Genomic DNA, 17,638 nt, shown 5'->3' with positions numbered 1-17,638 from the left:
ACGATCGGCCCCGCAATGTTGGGCCTCGTTCCTCGGACCAACCTACGGCAGGACTGCGTCCTGCTTGGCGAATGAATTCGCCCCCACAGGAAGGGCCCCATGGAGTTGTGGGAGCGAATTTATTCGCTGCATTTGTAGGTTGTGGTAGAGCGGAGCGAAACCCAACGTTCGGCGTTGCAACGTTGGTTGCAGGCGGCAGTTCAATTCCACTCACGTGAATCATGGGTGGCGTACCACCCATGATTCTGGTCGCTACCGGGCGGCGCTATTCTCCAGCCCGAAGTCAAGACTGCCGACTCTATTCAACTCCTGCTGAATATTCTGCGAACGGCAAAGGAACCAATAGACCAGCGCCGAAGCTGCAAGTCCGATAGGCATGCTGATATCTGCGCCGTCCAACCTTTCAGAGATAAAGCCTGTGTAAAGTCCGGTATTGGAGAAGGGCAGCATGATCATGAATCCAACGATGTACGCCCCAATGCCGCGCCAGTTCCATTTTCCATAGATCCCGTTTGGGTTGAATATTTCCTTTATGGAGTATTTCCCGTGGCGAACGCCGTAAAAATCTACGAGGTTGATTGCCGTCCAGGGCGTGAACAGATAGAGCAGGATTGCCAGGAAATCACCGAACTCTTTTACGAAGTTGGCGGATGCGGATAGGGCGATAAGCATTGCGGAGCTACCGACGACCACCATTGCGATAATGCGTTTCAGAAGGGTGGATTTCTGGGTCTTTATCGTGTCGATGATGCTGAGCAGGGTAATTGACGCACCATAGAAGTTTTGTGCCGCACTGGTAATCAGAATGAGCACCGAGATGATCACCAGGATTTCGCCGAACCCCGAGAAGACCATGTTTCCCAGCATCACCAGGCCGGCGGCCAGGTTCTGGCCGGGGCTGAGTGCGGTGGCTATCGCGCCGATCAGCATCATCCAGACGCCGCCGATCATGGCACCCATGTAGGTCCACCAGAACGAGGCGCGAACGCTGACGTTTGCAGGCAGGTAGCGGGAATAGTCGGAAACGTAGATGGCCCAACTCAGTTGGTAGGCGGCAGCGACAAAGAACTGAGCCAGGAAGGCATTGAGCTTGAACTCGCTCAAGGTCAGTTGATTGGCCGGAAGTTTCATGGACAGGAGCAGGCCGATGGTAAGCGCCAGCATGAGTGCGACCATCAGAAAGGCCAGGCCCCGCTGGACCTTGTGGAAGGTGTTGTACCCGGCAACCGCCATGATGATTGCCAGTAGCGAGAAGACCAGGGCCGACCCGTTTTCGGAGACGCCTAGCAATTCATGCAAGGTCTGCCCAACCAGCAGTTGATTGAAGGCGTTGTAGCCGACGTAGGTGACGATGGCCACGAGGTAGACGAGCAGGGCGCCGAGATAGCCGAACTGGGGACGGGACTGGATGAGTTGCGGCAGGCCCATTTGCGGACCCTGGGTGGAGTGTCCGGCCATGAACAGCGTACCGAAGGCACAACCGAGAATGATGGCGATGGCGGACCACAACAGATTGGCGCCCATGCCGATACCGATGATCCCCACGGCCAGGGTCGTCAGCTGTGCTCCACCGCAGAACCAGATGGGCCATAGGTGCCACGCCTTGCCATGGCGTTCTGAATGTGGAACGTGGTCAATGGAGCGTACTTCCAGATTGAAACGTCCAGCAGATGAGGGGTTTTCTTTGGCTAACATGATCTTCGTACCTATCTTTCTTGTCGTAGTACATTTGTTAGGCAGAAAAGCAAATAAGTTAAGTGGTTTACCAGGTTGCAGGTGATTTTATCTCGGGTTGAAATTCCGTTTTCAAACAGCTTCCTCTTTCCTCAGGCGACGCCATTAACTTCTTGCCTTTTTTAAAGTTCAGGCAGGGGTCGTAACTTATGAGTGTCGATTCATTGCATCGGTATTTCCTCGTCTTATCATTTCCTGGGAACTCATAGTTACCCTCTCCAGGTGAATTGCAGGCGCAGCGAACCGCTAATGGTGAATAGGCTGCGCGCACTATTCATTTCATTAGTTCAATGCGTCCTGCGGGTGGGTGGAGGGTCGTTCTATTTAAGTTGGCAGGGCTGAGAGGTCAGTTCTGCGCACTTATTCCTGGAACAGAACTCTAAAAGGAAAGCTTTTTTCGATTTCACTGGCCAGTCTGAGAATGGTTTCCTCATCGCCAAATCTTCCGACTATCTGCAGTCCGATCGGCAGCCCGTTGCCCATGACGCCGACCGGTACGCTGATAGCGGGTTGACCGGTGAGGTTGAAGACTTCGGTGAAGGGGGAGAAGGCATAGGCATTTTCGTACCAGACCTCCAACTGCTTTTCCCCGGAAGCGGTGAACCCACCGATCAAGGGCGGAGCGAGCGCCACCGTAGGCGTGATCAGCACATCGATCTCCGTGAAGCTTGCCGCGATACGACGTGAGACGCGGTTCTGCACGGCCCTCGCGTGATGGACATCCAGGGCGGAACGGCGGCACGACTGCTTGTACATTTCGTACGTGATCCATTCGACATCGCCTTCGCCGACCGGGCGGCCCAGCGTCGCTGCCTGATGCGCCATCAGGGCTTCGATTTCGAGCTGCCAGAAGACGGCTGCGGCATCGCCCGCGCCCGTCAGGTCCGGCCAGTTGAAGTCGCGCAGCTTGTGGCCTTCCGAGCCCAGGAAATCCACCACGCGGAGAACCGCGTTACGAATGGACTCGTCTATATCCGAGCCGTCGGGTCGGGAGCAGCTGAAGGCAATGTTCAACGAGGGCGAAGCCTTGTTCAGGCTCTCAAGCCAGGAGGACGGCGCAGCGGGGGCCGCATACGGCGCGCCAGACTCGTAGCCGGCCAGGACGTCCAGCAGCAAGGCGGTGTCGCGGACGGTCCTGGTCAGCACGTGTTCGCTATCGAGACCGCCGACGAACTCCCCGACATGGGGACCAACCGGGTTGCGTCCCCGGCTGGGTTTCAAGCCGACGACACCGCAGACCGATGCCGGGACGCGGATCGAGCCGCCGCAATCAGTTCCATGAGCCACAGGCACCATGCCGGCACCGACCGCGCAGGCCGAGCCGCCACTGGAACCACCGGATGCGTACTTCGGATTCCTGGGGTTTCGGCAGGGGCCGAAGTACTCGGGCTCCGTGACGAAATCCCCGGCGAACTCCGGCGTCTTGGCCTTCCCCAGAATGATCGCTCCGGCATTGCGCAGGCGGGTGACGAGTTCGCTATCAGCCTTTGCCGCCACTGCATCCTTGTACAGGCGGGAACCGTGTCGGGTTGCAAAACCTTCGACGTCGATATTGGTGTCCTTTATCAGCATGGGCAGGCCGGCCAGGGAGCTTTGTTCATGGCTTGTGGCCGCCCGTCGAGCGCCTTCGACATCGATGGACACGACTGCCCCCAGCTCGTGGTCCTGGATTTCGATTTCATTGATCGCAAGGTCGACCAATTCCAGGGCGGTGACTTCGCCAGCCTTTACCAGCTGAACAAGGCTTACCGCATCGAAGTTCTTATATTCATCGCGAGTCATATCTACACCTTCAGGTCAAAACCAAGGAGGTTGTTCAGGAACTCATAAGCCAGGCGGCGGGATTCGCCGATCGTTTCCGGAGTAGGGTCCACTGCTGCCCGCAACCACAGGCCGTCGATGAACACCGCGATCATCTGGGCCTTATATCGAGCCGTGGTCTTGTCCATGCTTTTCGCCAAAGCATGGAAAAGCAGTGAGTGGCTGCGGCGCGCCACGATGTTCTGGATCCGCTGGAACTGCGGTGACTGGGGAACTTGCGCCCAGAAGGCCAACCAGGCGGCGACGTTCTCGCGTGTCAGGTTCAATGCGCTGACGTTGCCTTCAACGAAGGCCTGAACCCGTTCGGAAGGCGTCGTGGATTGCCGGAGGTGATTGAAGATCTCGGTGTTGATTCGCTTGTTGAGCTCTCGCAGGGTCGCTTCGAGCAGGGCGTTCTTGTCCGAGAAGTAGTGATGCACTATCCCGTTGGACATACCCGATCTCGCGCTCACCTGCGCCATGCTCGTACCGGCAAGGCCCTGCTCGCCAATCAGCGAGAGCGTGGCCTCCACCAACTGCTTCTTGCGTATTTCCTGCATTCCTACCTTTGGCATGGTGCGGTCTCTTTTTTTCATTGGTCGCTCAATGAATAAAAAATTAGCACCCGTTTTGCCGGCCGTGCAAGAAAAAATCTGCGCGCGAGCAAGCACTGCTGAAGATGCTGGTTTATGGGGCGTGGAAAGGGCCGAGCTAGAGCGGATCAGCCTGGAATGCGAAATTTTTGCAGGAAGGGCGAGGGGCGAGGAACGCGCGAACGGCGGGATAAAGCCAATCCGATAGGGTGCGCACAGCGCACCCTACGGTTCAGACCGAACTGAATCGCCCCCTTCCTATGCGGGCCCGCGCAGCGAGTCCAGGATCGTGTACAGCCTCTCCAATAGCCCGTCTTTTATCCGATACGGCGTAGGAGGGGCGTCTGTCGGGGGCGACTCTTCGCAGAAAATCGCAAACTCCTCTGCGATCTGTTTGCACAAGTTCTGCAATTTCTCGGCTGTATCCCAGAGCGCTGGGTCCAAGGCCGGTAGCACGATCATGTGGTGGCTGGTGAGGCTTTCCAGCTGCAGGTTTATCGCCCCATCTTCTTGCCGTGTCACGACGCAGTGAAATCCCGGCATCAACTCTTCGAAGCGAACTTCAATGTCCCGATTTTCGCTAGCGGTGTTCATGGTTGGGCTCCTCAACCCGAAGGGAACAACGATTGCCGAGTTGGCGGCTCAGCACTCGGGAGAGCTGAATACAGGACATCCGTCCTCATCGATGTGCAGCAACTTGCTGAGTGCGTCCCGCGCAGCAAGCACAGCATCAGTCCGTCGTTTGAACTGCGTTCGGTCATATACCTGATGGAGGTGGGGTTCGATATCGAGGTGATGCGGCTTGATGGCGATGAATGCCAGAACGTGATCACCATTGATGTGGATTTCTGTCCAGGCAGCATGCCCGGGGAAGTCTCGTCGATTCATGGCGGCCTCCTGCAGGGTGCAACGCAGACGCGCGGGATTCTTAATATGGCTCAACGGCCAGAAACCGGGGAGCGTGTCGATGAATGGCTGACGCCGAACCCCGCCAACCTGGTCAGGCAGGTCCGGTCGGACGCTGCGGGCATATCGATCAAGGGCGGACAGCAGTCGAGCGGTCAAATCCCTGGAATAACCGAACGCTTATCTATACTGACTTCGCACGCCGGTTCCGGAGTACGGATGGAAGACGCAGGGCAATATCCACTTGGGGAGAAATGGAGATGAATCCGGCAAGTCTTGGCGAAAAACCCACAGTCCTGATCGTGGACGATACCCCTGACAACCTGACCCTGCTGGCTGACCTGCTGAAAGTCATCTATCGGGTCAAGGCTGCGCGCGACGGAGACAAGGCTCTGCAGATCGCAGGCAGCGACGACAAGCCCGATCTCATCCTGCTCGACGTGATGATGCCGGGCCTCTCCGGATTCGATGTCTGCCGCCAGCTCAAGGCGCAACCCCATACCCGTGATATCCCGGTCATCTTCCTCACCACCCAGGGGGCGATCGAGGACGAGCTGCGCGGGCTCGAACTCGGCGCGGTCGACTACATCACCAAGCCGATCAATCCGCCCACGGTTCTGCTGCGGGTGGATAACCACCTGAAGATCAAGGCTGCGGCCGACTTTCTGCGCGATCAGAACGACTTCCTCGAACAGGAGGTCGCCCGGCGCACAGAAGAGGTGATTGCGATCCAGGACGTCACCATCCAGGCCCTCGCGTCCCTTGCCGAGACCCGCGACAACGAGACCGGCAACCATATCCGGCGCACCCAGCATTACGTTCAGGCACTCGCTGAGCACTTGAAGGATCACCCTCGTTTTGCCGCTGAGCTGGACGCGGATACCCGTCGCCTGTTGTACAAGTCAGCACCGCTTCATGACATCGGCAAAATCGGTATTCCCGACAGCATCCTGCTCAAGCCGGGGCGGCTGACGATGGAAGAGTTCGAGGTCATGAAGACACATACGACGCTCGGCCGCGATGCCCTGCAGCGCGCTGAAGATCAACTCGGCGTGGAGGTTCCCTTCCTGCGGCTGGCCAAGGAGATCGCCTATGGCCATCAGGAAAAATGGGACGGTAGCGGTTATCCCGAGGGCAGGGCAGGCGACCGGATTCCGCTATCGGCACGCCTGATGGCGGTGGCGGACGTCTATGACGCGCTGATCAGCCGTCGCGTCTACAAGCCCGGTATCAGCCATGAAGACGCTGTCGCGTTGATCAGCGAGGAGCGGGGCCGTCATTTCGACCCGGATGTGGTCGACGCTTTCCTGGCGATAAAGGAGCAGTTCCAGGCCATCGCCGAGCGCTACGCCGACAGTGAGCAGGATTTGAAGGCCAAGGCCAGCAGAGGGGCGTGAAGCGCACCCGAGTGAGGCGCTTTCGGACACAGTCGATTGCGTTACCCGAGCCACCCTGTCTGGCGGCCTGCTCATAAAGGCGAATTCAGATGATGTCTCCGTTCGACTTTTTGCAGCGTTTGCCCCTGCGCCTGAAACTGCAGTTCGGCTTCGGCGGGATTCTTCTGCTGGCGCTGTTTCTGGGGCTGTACAGCCTGCGTGTGCAATACCTGCAGAACCAGCAAATCCGCCAGATCTACTCACAGGACATGCTGGGCCTCGTCCATATCGATTCCGCGCGGGTCGCGCTTGCGGAGATAGGCCTGCATCTGCGCCAGTCGGTGCTGGCCAGCGATGACAAGGAGCGCTCCGGCGCGCAGCGAGAACTGACCGATGCCATCGAGTTGCTTGGCCGCGAGATGGACCTGGCGCGGCCTCTCGTCTTCCGCGCGCAGAATCAGCAGAACCTCCTTCGTTTCGACATGGCCTTCGCGGAATACCAGCGACATCTGGATAAAGTGCTGGAGCTGCAGGTTGAGAGCGCTTCCCGCAGCGCGGAAAGTGCGCGGCTTGCCGCCAGCGCCCTGATCGATTCGCCAGCGTTCTTGCGCGCAGGAGCCGCAGCCGCCCAAGCGCTTACGCAGATAGCCAGACTCAAGCGCGAAGGGGCCGACATCGGTGTGGCTTCGGCGGCCGAGCGGCTCGATCGAAGCGTGCAGCTGACTTTGTGGCTGCTGGTGCTGGGAATGCTCGGCGGCATTCTCTTCGGTTATTTCATCAGCCTGTCCATCCGCCGGCCGGCCGAAAGCCTGCGCAAGACTGTGGACGCGCTGAGCCGCGGCAATCTTGATGTTGAGGTGCCTTTTCAGGACTACCCCAATGAAATCGGCGGCCTTTCCCGGGCACTGCTGTCGCTTCAATCCGAGGCCCAGCAGATGGCGGCCCAGCGCTGGGTCAAGACCCATGTGGCGGCCATCAGCCGCGACCTGCAATCGGCGAACGATTTCACTGAGCTGAGCGAGCGGTTCCTCGGGGCCATTGCGCCGCTGCTGGGTATCGGAAGCGCCACCGCGTACGGCCATGACGAAGCCCATCACCGCCTGATCTTGCTCGGGTGCTATGCAGGCTCCACCCAATCACCGCCGCCGCGCCATCTGCGTCTGGGCGAAGGACTGGTCGGCCAGTGCGCGCAGGAACGACGGACCATCACACTGGAGCAAACTCCGGCCGACTACCTGCACATAAGCTCCAGCCTGGGTGAGACGGCGCCCGCGGTGGTGACTATCCTGCCGCTACTGCGCGGCGAACGCCTGCTGGGTGTGCTGGAGCTGGCCAGCTTCCGTCCGTTGGAGCCCAATCAGCAGAGCCTGCTCGACGAACTCCTCCCGCTGCTGGTGATGAGCGCCGAAATTCTGGAACGCACCTTGCACACCCACCAACTGCTGGCCGAGACCCGCGAGCAGGCGGCGCAGATGGAGGCGCAGCAGCAAATCATCCAGACCACCAAAGCCTGGTATCGAAGCATCATCGAATCGGCGCCTGACGGCATGATGGTGGTGGATCGCAGTGGCGCCATCATCCTCGCCAATCCCAAGCTGGAAGAGCTGTTCGGTTATGGCAGCGGCGAGCTGATCGGCGTCGGCGTGGAGCAACTGGTGCCGGAAGCCTCCAGGGCCAAGCACGAGCCACTGCGCAAGCAATACTTCGAGCAAGGTCATACCCGCCAGATGGGTGGCACCAACACGGATCTGCGGGGACTGCGCAAGGACGGCACCCAGTTCTCGGTGGAGATCGGCCTCTCAAGGCTGCCGGAGCTGCACAACCATGAGCTGTGCGTCTGCGCGTCGGTCCGTGACATCAGCGAACGACGTGCCATGGAAGCCGTGATTCTGGAAAGCGAGGAACGCCTGAAGAGCATTCTGGACCGCAGTCCGGTAAGCGTCGCGTTCGCAACCCAGGGCCAGATCCATTTTGCCAACCCGAGGTTCGTCGAAACCTTCGGCCTTACCGCTGGCGACATGGTGCCGCAGATCTACGTCAATCTGCTCGACCGGGACGATGTGTGGGCCCATCTCCAGACTGGCGAGCCCTACTACGAACGCGAGGTGCAGATGTACGACAGCCAGGGCCGCGAACGCGAAATGCTCGCCACCTATCTGCCGATGCAGTATCGCGGCGAGTTTGGAGTTCTCGGTTGGCACATCGACATTACCCAACGAAAGGCAGCGGAACGGGCCATGCTCCGCGCCAAGCAGCTGGCCGAGGAAGCGACGCAAGCCAAGAGTCACTTCCTGGCCAATATGAGCCACGAGATCCGCACACCGATGAACGTCATCATCGGCATGAGCTGCCTGGCCCTGAAGACCGAGCTGGACCGCAAGCAGCGTAACTACGTGGAGAAGATCAACCTCTCCGCGGAAAACCTGCTGGGCATCATCAATGACATCCTCGACTTCTCGAAGATCGAAGCCGGGGCGATGGACGTCGAGCGAATCGGCTTCCGACTCGAAGATGTGATGGACCACTTCGCCAGCGTGGTTGGCTTCAAGGCCGAGGAGAAGCAGCTGGAGTTGCTGTTCCAGCTCGACTACGACTTGCCCACTGCGCTGCTGGGGGACCCGCTGCGCCTCGGCCAGGTACTGATCAACCTCGGAAACAATGCGGTCAAGTTCACCGAAACCGGGGAAATCGTGGTGGGTGTCGAACAGGTCGCGGCCGCCGAAACGGACGTCGAGCTGCACTTCTGGGTCAGGGACAGCGGTATCGGGATGACGCCGGAGCAGTGCGAGCGCATCTTCCAGTCCTTCATGCAGGCCGATTCGTCCACTTCACGCAAATATGGCGGTACCGGCCTGGGTCTGGCGATCTCGCAGAAACTGGTGGAACTGATGCAGGGCCGCATCTGGGTAGAAAGCGAGCCTGACCGTGGCTCAACCTTCCATTTCAACGCGCGCTTCGGCCGCCAGGAACATGCGCGGCCACGGCGGGTCATGCGCGCTGATGAGCTATTGGGCTTGCGTGTGCTGGTGGTCGATGACAATGCCTCGGCCCGGGAAATCCTCTCGACCATGGCTAAGAGCTTCGGACTGGAAGTGGACGTTGCGCGCACCGGACGCGAGGCCCTGCAGTTGTTGAACCGCGCCACGCAAAAAGGGCTGCCTTACCGGCTCTTGCTGATCGACTGGAAGATGCCGGAACTCGATGGTGTCGAGGCCGTGCGCGAGCTTAACGACGGTGGCGGGGACGTGCCCGCGGTGATCATGGTGACCGCGTTCGGACGGGAGGACGCCCTCGATGCCGCGCGTGTGCAGGGCGTGACGCTGGACTTCGTGCTCACCAAACCGGTGACGCCGTCCTCACTGCTGGAAGCGATCAACCAGGTGCTGGGCGGTACGTCCCCGGCGGAAACCCGCAGCACCGAACGTCATGGCCAGACCGAGAGCGCCAAGGCGGCTCTCGCCGGCAGCCGCGTGCTGCTGGCGGAAGATAACCCATTGAATCAGGAGCTGGCGGTGGAGCTGCTCACGGATGCCGGCATCGAGACCGTACTGGTCAGCAACGGCCAGGAAGCGCTCGATCTGCTGGCAGTGGATCAGCGCTTCGACGGGATTCTCATGGATTGCCAGATGCCCTTGGTGGATGGCTACGAGGCGACCCGTGCGATTCGCCAGCGGCCGCAACTGACGAGCATTCCGATCATCGCCATGACCGCCAACAACCTCGCTGGCGATCGTCAGCTGGCGCTGGACGCGGGCATGGACGATCACATTGCCAAACCGCTGAACCTGGACACGATGTTCGCCACGCTGGCGCGCTGGATCACCCCTGCCCAGGCCCGCACCCTGGCACCGAGGCAGACCGCTCCCACCGTGCAGTCGACCCTGCCTGCATTGCCCGGCATCGACCAGCAGAAAGGGCTCGCCACCTGCAGTGGCAAGCTGTCCCTTTATCACCGGTTGTTGCTGAAGTTTCGTGATGGCCAGCGGGACTTCGCCAACCTCTTCGCAGAAGCGCGTCGCGGCAATGATCCCACCGCCGCCCAGCGCACCGCCCATAGCCTGCGGGGTGCCGCTGCGAACATCGGGGCGTTGGGGGTAGTGGAGTCAGCCGCTCGGCTGGAACAGGCCTGCCGGCAGAACGCCCCGGCTGAGCGAATCGACACCTTGTTGGAGGAATTGCTGACTGACCTGGCAAGCGTCGTTCAGGGGCTCACCGCGCTCGACAATGCCCCCGAGTCAACTGGCGATTCCAGCGAGAGCGAGCGGGCCCAGCTGTCCGACCTGTTCGATCGCCTCCGGCACTGCCTGGCGCAAAGTGATACGGCCGCTGAAGAGCTCATCACGGAAATCTGCGAGCAGTTTCGAGGCCGACCGGGGGAGGACACCCTGAGGCGTGTTGCAAAGGCAGTGGATTCTTTCGACTTCGACCAGGCCCTGGCGCTGCTGGACCAGTTGGAACAGCTGGACCGCAACGCCATCGGCGAATGACCGTAGGAGTTGGCTTGCCAGCTAATGGCCCCTTTTCGCTGGCAAGCCAGCTCCTACAGGGCTATAGCCAATGACGTTGCAGCGCCTGCAGGTCCATGGCGGGCGGCACGGAGTTCCGCCCGCCATGGACCGTCCTCGATCAGAGGCTGAGGAAGCCGCTGTAGAGGCCGTAGCCGGCGATCAGGGCGCCGATCAGTACCACCAGGAAAATCACCTTCTCCACCCCGGTGAACACCGGCTGGCCCAGCTCGCGCTTGGCCTTGGCGAACAGGATGGCGCCCGGTGCATAGAGGAGGGCCGACAGCAGCAGGTATTGCACGCCTGCCGCGTACACCAGCCAGACGGCATAGAGCACCGCGACCAGGGCGATCACCAGGTCCTTGGTTCGTTCGCCAGGCGCCTGTTCGTAGGTCTCATTACGGTACGCCAGCAGCAGGGCATAGGCGGCTGACCAGAAGTACGGCACGAGGATCATCGAAGTCGCCAGGTACAGCAGGCTCAGGTAGGTGGAGCTGTTGAACAGGGTGATGATCAGGAACAGCTGGATCAGCCCGTTGGACAGCCACAAGGCATTGGCCGGGACCTGGTTTGCGTTCTCCTTGCGGAGGAACTCCGGCATGGTGTGATCGCGGGCACTGGCAAACAGAATTTCGGCACACAGCAGCGTCCACGACAACAGCGCACCGGCGAGGGAAACGATCAGCCCGACGCTGATGAGGACGGCGCCCCAATGGCCGACCACACTTTCCAGCACGCCTGCCATCGACGGGTTTTTCAGGCCAGCCAACTGAGCCTGGGCCATGATCCCCTGGGACAGAACATTCACCAGAACCAGCAGCAGGAGCACCGCAACGAAGCCGACCACGGTGGCTTTGCCGACATCGCTACGCTTCTCGGCGCGCGCGGAGAAGATGCTGGCGCCTTCAATGCCGATGAATACCCAGACAGTGACCAGCATCATGTTCCGGACCTGGTTCATCACCGTACCCAGGTCGCTGTTACCGGCGCCCCAGAAGTCGGAGGTGAACACATCCATCTTGAAGGCTATAGCGGCGATGACGATGAACAGAGCCAGCGGCACCATCTTGGCGATGGTGGTCAGGGTGTTGATGAAGGCGGCTTCCTTGATTCCCCGCAGTACCAGGAAGTGCAGGAACCACAGCAGCACCGACGCACAGGCCATCGCGGGCAGGGTGTTGCCCTCGCCGAAGATGGGGAAAAAGAAACCCAGCGTGCCGAACAGCAGCACCATGTAACTGACGTTGCCGATCCAGGCGCTGATCCAGTAGCCCCAGGCCGAAGAGAAGCCCATGTAGTCGCCGAATCCGGCCTTGGCGTAGGCATACACCCCGCCGTCGAGCTTGGGCTTGCGGTTGGCGAGGGTCTGGAACACGAAGGCCAGCATCAGCATGCCGACCCCGGTGATGAGCCAGCCGATCAGGGTGGCTCCGGCACTGGCGCTGTTAGCGATGTTTTGCGGCAGTGAGAAGATGCCACCGCCTACCATCGAGCCGACGACCAGGGCGATCAGTGCACCCACTTTCAGTTTGTCGCTGGAGGTAGCGACCTCTGTCTGTTTACCGGGCTCCGCCTGCTTGCCCAGGTCTATGTTGCTGGTTGAGTCGACCATGAAAAGCTCCTTGCCGAAATGGCATCGCGCAAATGAATGGCCGGCCAGCAAGAATGGTCTTTACCGCACAGCATGACCCTTCGAGTGGTCCACGCCACCGAACAGACTGCCTGTATCACTGCTGGAGTTGGTTCGCTTCAACTCGCGCCCCGCAGCCGGGCACTGCTCTTTGGATCTCCGAAGTCATGTCGCGACAGCTTCGCCTGGTCGGGAGGGATCAGTTCCATACGGCTACTTGCCGCTCCCGTGTCCCGGCTTCCGCTGTCGAAAGCAGTGTTAGTGTAGCGACGGGTGGGAGATCCGACAGGTTATTTCCTGAGATGGATATTCCATGGCGAGTGAACATAGTCGCTGGTGGACGCTGGATGAGTTCATGGATGGCGAAGTAGTTGCACGTTGTTATTGATGAGGGTTTGTACGATTTCTATCGAGCCATTGATGGCGAATTGAACGCCCATGCATACGAGCAGAAATCCCATGATGCGCGATACGGCATCAATGCCTGACGGACCGGTAATCTTCATGATCAGATCCGATGCCCGCAGACAACCCCAGAGTATCAGCGCGGTTGAAAGGAAGATTAACGGCGGGGCCGTCAGTATTACCCAGTGCGGAAAGTTCGTACTGTGCTTGAGAGTGGCCGAAGCGCTGATGATCAGCGCAATGGTGCCCGGCCCAGCCGTGCTGGGCATGGCCAGCGGAACGAACGCGAAACTGGCTCGTTCTGCTTCCCCGTTGCCCGAGGCGGAGGGTTGTACGGGTTGAGGAAAAAGCATTCTTGCGCCAATTATTATCAGAATTCCTCCGCCCGCAATTCTCAAGCCCGGTATGGAAATATTGAAAACATCCATGATCAGTTCACCTATGTAGTAGGTGAATATCATGATGAGAAAGACATTAAGTGCTGTCAGGAATGCCTGTTTGTTCTTCTCTTCCCGAGTAAGTCCCCGTGAAAGGGCGAGAAAAAGCGCCACGGTGGTAGGTGGGTTTATCAATGGCAACAAAGCCAGCAATCCCAGCAAAACGGCGTCGAACAAGTCACCCATGCTTCGCCATCCTGAAAGTATTCCGGTGATTCTCTCTACGCCAACGCTTGGCTATGGATATCGATTGCGTCGGTATCGCATCTCAATATAGACGCCGAAGTGATTGCATCCCGTTCGGGTGGGCCGATTCGCCGCCACAAGGTTGGTGCGGTGTTGAGATTTGCACGGACAGCTCCCTCTCCCTCTGGGGTGACGAGGCACGCTTTTGGAAGCACCGCTTCCAGTGCCGATGAACGCCTGAGCGCGAAGCGATCAGGCCGGGGCGCAGAGCGGGGTTGGGGTGAGGGAAGCGGGTGGGCTCGGAGTCTGATGTGTTGGGCTTCGCTGCGCTCAGCACCAACCTACGGGGCCGCTGCGCGGCCCTTGGCGAATGAATTCGCCCCCACAAAAAAACCTTCACTCAAGGCGTCGACGCGAACCGCTCTGACAGGAAATCGATGAACGCCCGCGTCCGGGCCGGGACGAAATTGCTTGGAGCCCGCAGTGCATAGATGGCGGAGTCTGATGACCGTGAAAAATCCTCTAGCAGCGCGAGCAGGCGGCCTGACTCCAGGTCGTCGCGCACCATGAACGCTGGAAGACGGGCTATCCCTGCACCGGCCAGGCATAGGGTGCGAATGGCCTCGACACTGTTGCAGGAGAAGCTTCCCTCCAGTCGAATCTCCCGGTTCGACGCGGAACGAAACTCCCAATCGTTGAAGCGGCTTTCAAAGTTGAGTTTCAAGCACAGGTGCTCCGATAGAGCGGCAGGTTTGGCCGGCATTCCGTGCAACTCGAGGTAGCGGGGGGAGGCGCAAATAATGCGTTCATTCGATGCCAGTTTCTGCGCGACCAGACTTGGGTCGGATAGCGCGCCGCTCCTTATCGCGACATCGATGCGTTCGTGCCTGACATCGACAATGGCGTCCGTCAGGGTCAGGTTCACTTTTATATCCGGGTAGATCCGCATGAAGTCGACGACGGCAGGCACTACATGGTGGTGACCGAAGGCATTTGAAGAGGTCACTCTCAACATGCCCCGTGGCGCATCGGAATCGAGCAACACGGCAGCTTCCAGGGCCTGGATATCCGCGAGGATCGGCCGTGCTTCGCGCACAAACCGCTCTCCAGCATCCGTCAGTGCCACCATCCGCGTCGTGCGCAACAAGAGCTGGATACCGAGCCGATCCTCCAGCCGCTGAACGCGCTTGCTGATGGCCGAGTGGGTCATTCCAAGCCTGCGCGCGGCCGGTGAAAAACCACCTGCGTCCACCACCGCAACCAGGATTGCCATGTCGCTGTACCTGTCCATCGGAGCCCCTTTTTTTGTTCCGTTATGGAACAGGTCCCTGGAAAATTCAACGAATTCCAATTCTTTCGTACAGGTCAGAGAATGCGTCCGGCGGGACCGATCTCGCCGATCTGCCGGGTCGAGAAAGGACGATCCGGCATGCAGTCACATCCATTCGAGAGCGTAGCGATGAAACCCACATTCACGACTGGCATTGCTGCCGCGACATTCGCCTCCCTCACGTGGTCGATGAACTTCGTCGCGCCACTTTTCATCGGCGAATATTCGATCTTCGATCTTGCGGCCTGCAGATACATCATCTCCGGATTGATTGGTGCGGTGATTCTGCTGGCCAATTTCGAATCCTGCCGACGGCTGGGTTGGAAAGACTGGCTCACCGCCGCCGGGCTGGGATTCATCGGGTATGTGGGGTACTTCATGGCGGTTGCCGTGGCGGCTACCTATGCGGGGCCGGTCATCGCGCCGGCCTTTCTGGGGCTGGTGCCCGTCGCGTTGGCCATCAGCGGGAATGTCGAGGGTGGAATCTCCTGGCGATTGCTCCAGGTGCCGTTTGGACTGGCTGCCCTCGGACTGCTTCTGGTGAATGGCCAGAGCGTTGCAGCGGCTGAAGGGCTCTCGCACCCCTCGCTGGCTATCGGAATCGGGGCTTCCGTCGCAGCCGTGGCGCTGTGGGTTTGGTTCGGACTTGCCAACCGGCGGGCCCTGAAGAAACGCCCCGGCATGAATGCATGGGTCTGGACCTCCATGATGATGGTCGGAGGGGGTCTGCAAACCCTCGTGTTCATCCCCATCGGAGCAAGCCTGGAAGTGTTCAACGCGCCCTCCCTGGGGTTAGGAGCGAGCGCCATCAGCCATCTCTATCTGCCGGCGCTCCTGCTTGCTGCCGTTGCCTCGATGGGCGGCGCGTGGGCCTGGACCCTTGCGTCCCAGCGTCTTCCCATAACGCTCGCCAGCCAGCTGCTGTCCCTGGAGATGGTGTTCGCCACGTGCCTGGGCCTGCTGTTCCATCACCGGTGGCCGACGACTCCGGAGGCCCTGGGTATTGCACTCATCGTTTTCGGGGTGGTGAAAGCCATCGGCGTGTTCCATGGCCATTCCGGCAAGCTCGCAGTGGCGCATTGAGTGGCTGCGCGACTGCAAAATCTGTGCATTTGACAGGGGAAGGGGAGCCCCGTTAGTGCCGTTTGGCAGGTAAGACGTCGGAGTACGCTCTGAGCGTTATCCTGAGCAAAGGCGACTGAAACCGGCTCAAAGGCGAAGTGGAAGCGGAGGCTTCTGGAGGACCGATGAAGCAGAGGCTCCAGCAACGACTACAAACGCAGATTTCCGAGACGCTACCTGGCTTCATGGTGCAGTGTGAGTTCACTGGCAAACACCTGATCGACGTCTATCTGAGGAACGAGAAGACCCGTGAAGCGGCGCGAATTACGGGCGTGAACACGGCTGACCTGACCGGTCCGGGGGCGCTGGATGCAACGGTTGATCAACTGCTGTTCGAGATCGAACTGGCCATCGCATCCCAACGTTCAAAAGAGTGAGCACGCGGGCTCTGATCTTTCGTCTTCGTTTTCGTCTGAAAGCGAGACTTCCCCTGCTTTTCCAGCCTGAAATGAAGCTGGCAGGCCCGAGGCCCGCCAGCGTTTCGCATCAGTGGGCAATGCAGACCGACTTCAGCTCGGTGTACGCCTCGATCACGGCACGGCCGAACTCGCGGCCCATGCCGGACTGCTTGACGCCGCCGAAGGGCATGTTCGGGTCCAGCAGCACGTGCGCGTTGACCCACACGGTGCCGGCCTCGATGCGCGGAACCAGGTTCATCGCCTTGGACAGGTCGTTGGTCCACAGGCTGGCGGCCAGGCCGTACACGCTGTCGTTGGCCAGTTCGATCATGGCGTCCTCATCGGTGAAGGGGATCACCGACAGCACCGGGCCGAAGACTTCCTCGCGCGACACGGTCATCTCGTGGTTCACGTCGGCCAGCACAGTGGGCTGGACGAAGAAGCCGTCGCCTTCCAGACGCTCGCCACCGGCGACCACGCGGGCGCCTTCCTGGCGGGCCAGGTCGATGTGCTTGAGCACGTTCTGCTGCTGCTTGAATGACACCAGCGGGTTGATCGCCGCGTCCTGGTCCATGCCCGGACCGATGGACAGGCCCTTCACCGCAGCGGCCAGACCCTGAACGAAAGGCTCGTAGATGGACTGGTGCACGTAGAAGCGCGAGGCCGCGGCGCAGACCTGGCCGTTGTTCAGCAGGCCGCCGAGCAGCGCGCCCTGCACGGCCTTCTCCACATCGGCATCGGCCAGCAGGATCATCGGGTTCTTGCCACCCAGCTCCAGGGCGAAGCGGGTCATGTTCTCCATGCAGGCCACGCCGACGCTCTTGCCCACGGCGGTGGAACCGGTGAAGGACACCTTGCTGATCAGCGGGTGCGACGCCAGGGCGTTGCCCACGGTGCTGCCGCCGCCGGTGACGACGTTGAACACGCCGGCCGGGATGCCCGCTTCGAAGGCCAGTTCGGCCAGGCGCAGGGCGGTCAGCGGGGTTTCGCTGGCGGGCTTGATGACCACGGTGCAGCCGGTAGCCAGCGCCGGCATGGCCTTCCAGGTGGTGATCATCAGCGGGAAGTTCCACGGCACGATGCCGGCAACCACGCCCACCGGCTCACGACGAGCGAAGGCGGTGAAGCGCGAGCCCGGCGGGATCGGGATGGACACGTCCATGGTCTGACCTTCGATCTTGGTCGCCCAGCCGGCCATGTAGCGCATGAACTCGAC

Annotated in this window: 13 protein-coding genes; 5 read left to right on the top strand and 8 right to left on the bottom strand. The window is 60.2% G+C overall.

The genetic code is table 11. The features are described from left to right. Nucleotides 1–252 precede the first annotated feature (252 nt). From DM872_RS24980 to DM872_RS24965, 4 genes are all read right to left on the bottom strand, one after another. A complete protein-coding gene (locus tag DM872_RS24980; protein WP_179061925.1) occupies nt 253–1,695 on the bottom strand; it encodes a purine-cytosine permease family protein in 1,443 nt (480 codons plus the stop codon). 399 nt (nt 1,696–2,094) lie between these two features. Further along, a complete protein-coding gene (locus tag DM872_RS24975; protein WP_179061924.1) occupies nt 2,095–3,516 on the bottom strand; it encodes an amidase in 1,422 nt (473 codons plus the stop codon). Between the two features lie 2 nt (nt 3,517–3,518). Further along, a complete protein-coding gene (gene betI / locus DM872_RS24970) occupies nt 3,519–4,130 on the bottom strand; it encodes a transcriptional regulator BetI (protein ID WP_256873471.1) in 612 nt (203 codons plus the stop codon). A 255-nt stretch (nt 4,131–4,385) separates the two neighbouring features. Continuing rightward, nucleotides 4,386–4,721, bottom strand: coding sequence for a hypothetical protein (locus DM872_RS24965; protein WP_179061923.1), 336 nt, complete (start codon nt 4,719–4,721; stop codon nt 4,386–4,388). Between the two features lie 93 nt (nt 4,722–4,814). On the opposite strand from DM872_RS24965, the gene DM872_RS24960 reads away from it, so the two are divergent. From DM872_RS24960 to DM872_RS24950, 3 genes are all read left to right on the top strand, one after another. Continuing rightward, entirely contained in the window at nt 4,815–5,297 is a 483-nt protein-coding gene (locus tag DM872_RS24960) for a hypothetical protein (protein ID WP_179061916.1), read from the top strand. Further along, complete coding sequence (locus DM872_RS24955) at nt 5,294–6,430, top strand: response regulator (protein WP_218649601.1); 1,137 nt, start codon at nt 5,294–5,296, stop codon at nt 6,428–6,430. Before DM872_RS24960 ends, DM872_RS24955 begins: the two co-directional genes overlap by 4 nt. Nucleotides 6,431–6,519: 89 nt before the next feature. Next, nucleotides 6,520–10,896, top strand: coding sequence for a response regulator (locus tag DM872_RS24950; RefSeq protein WP_179061922.1), 4,377 nt, complete (start codon nt 6,520–6,522; stop codon nt 10,894–10,896). A 139-nt stretch (nt 10,897–11,035) separates the two neighbouring features. Here the strand turns inward: DM872_RS24950 and arcD are convergent, their stop codons facing one another. The 3 genes from arcD to DM872_RS24935 all read right to left on the bottom strand — a co-directional run bounded on the left by arcD (nt 11,036) and on the right by DM872_RS24935 (nt 14,845). Then, the gene (gene arcD / locus DM872_RS24945; RefSeq protein ID WP_256873470.1) at nt 11,036–12,526 is read right to left on the bottom strand and encodes an arginine-ornithine antiporter; all 1,491 of its coding nucleotides are present in this window, start codon (nt 12,524–12,526) and stop codon (nt 11,036–11,038) included. A gap of 371 nt (nt 12,527–12,897) precedes the next feature. Then, a complete protein-coding gene (locus DM872_RS24940) occupies nt 12,898–13,572 on the bottom strand; it encodes a MarC family NAAT transporter (RefSeq protein WP_179061921.1) in 675 nt (224 codons plus the stop codon). A 400-nt stretch (nt 13,573–13,972) separates the two neighbouring features. Beyond that, nucleotides 13,973–14,845 carry a LysR family transcriptional regulator gene (locus DM872_RS24935; RefSeq protein ID WP_179061920.1) on the bottom strand — a complete coding sequence of 291 codons (873 nt, stop codon included), beginning with the start codon at nt 14,843–14,845 and terminating at the stop codon, nt 13,973–13,975. Nucleotides 14,846–15,031: 186 nt separating this feature from the next. Between DM872_RS24935 and DM872_RS24930 the strand changes: the two genes are divergently transcribed. Both DM872_RS24930 and DM872_RS24925 read left to right on the top strand, forming a co-directional pair. Beyond that, complete coding sequence (locus DM872_RS24930) at nt 15,032–15,985, top strand: DMT family transporter (RefSeq protein ID WP_179061919.1); 954 nt, start codon at nt 15,032–15,034, stop codon at nt 15,983–15,985. A 164-nt stretch (nt 15,986–16,149) separates the two neighbouring features. Continuing rightward, nucleotides 16,150–16,401, top strand: a complete 252-nt coding sequence (locus DM872_RS24925) for a hypothetical protein (RefSeq protein WP_179061918.1) — start codon at nt 16,150–16,152, stop codon at nt 16,399–16,401. 109 nt (nt 16,402–16,510) lie between these two features. Here DM872_RS24925 and DM872_RS24920 read toward each other — a convergent pair. After that, nucleotides 16,511–17,638: aldehyde dehydrogenase family protein (locus DM872_RS24920; RefSeq protein ID WP_179061917.1), on the bottom strand; the 1,128-nt coding region annotated here is incomplete at its 5' end.

The sequence above is a fragment of the Pseudomonas taiwanensis genome (assembly GCF_013393345.1).
GTDB classification, from domain to species: Bacteria; Pseudomonadota; Gammaproteobacteria; order Pseudomonadales; family Pseudomonadaceae; genus Metapseudomonas; species Metapseudomonas resinovorans_C.
This window is presented reverse-complemented; position numbering and strand designations above follow the sequence as displayed.

Coding starts and splice junctions, on each gene's coding strand:
- DM872_RS24935 (WP_179061920.1), bottom strand. CDS start 14,845: ATGGCAATCCTGGTTGCGGTGGTGGACGCAGGTGGTTTTTCACCGGCC.
- betI (WP_256873471.1), bottom strand. CDS start 4,130: ATGAAAAAAAGAGACCGCACCATGCCAAAGGTAGGAATGCAGGAAATA.
- arcD (WP_256873470.1), bottom strand. CDS start 12,526: ATGGTCGACTCAACCAGCAACATAGACCTGGGCAAGCAGGCGGAGCCC.
- DM872_RS24930 (WP_179061919.1), top strand. CDS start 15,032: ATGAAACCCACATTCACGACTGGCATTGCTGCCGCGACATTCGCCTCC.
- DM872_RS24965 (WP_179061923.1), bottom strand. CDS start 4,721: ATGAACACCGCTAGCGAAAATCGGGACATTGAAGTTCGCTTCGAAGAG.
- DM872_RS24980 (WP_179061925.1), bottom strand. CDS start 1,695: ATGTTAGCCAAAGAAAACCCCTCATCTGCTGGACGTTTCAATCTGGAA.
- DM872_RS24940 (WP_179061921.1), bottom strand. CDS start 13,572: ATGGGTGACTTGTTCGACGCCGTTTTGCTGGGATTGCTGGCTTTGTTG.
- DM872_RS24950 (WP_179061922.1), top strand. CDS start 6,520: ATGATGTCTCCGTTCGACTTTTTGCAGCGTTTGCCCCTGCGCCTGAAA.
- DM872_RS24925 (WP_179061918.1), top strand. CDS start 16,150: ATGAAGCAGAGGCTCCAGCAACGACTACAAACGCAGATTTCCGAGACG.
- DM872_RS24975 (WP_179061924.1), bottom strand. CDS start 3,516: ATGACTCGCGATGAATATAAGAACTTCGATGCGGTAAGCCTTGTTCAG.
- DM872_RS24955 (WP_218649601.1), top strand. CDS start 5,294: ATGAATCCGGCAAGTCTTGGCGAAAAACCCACAGTCCTGATCGTGGAC.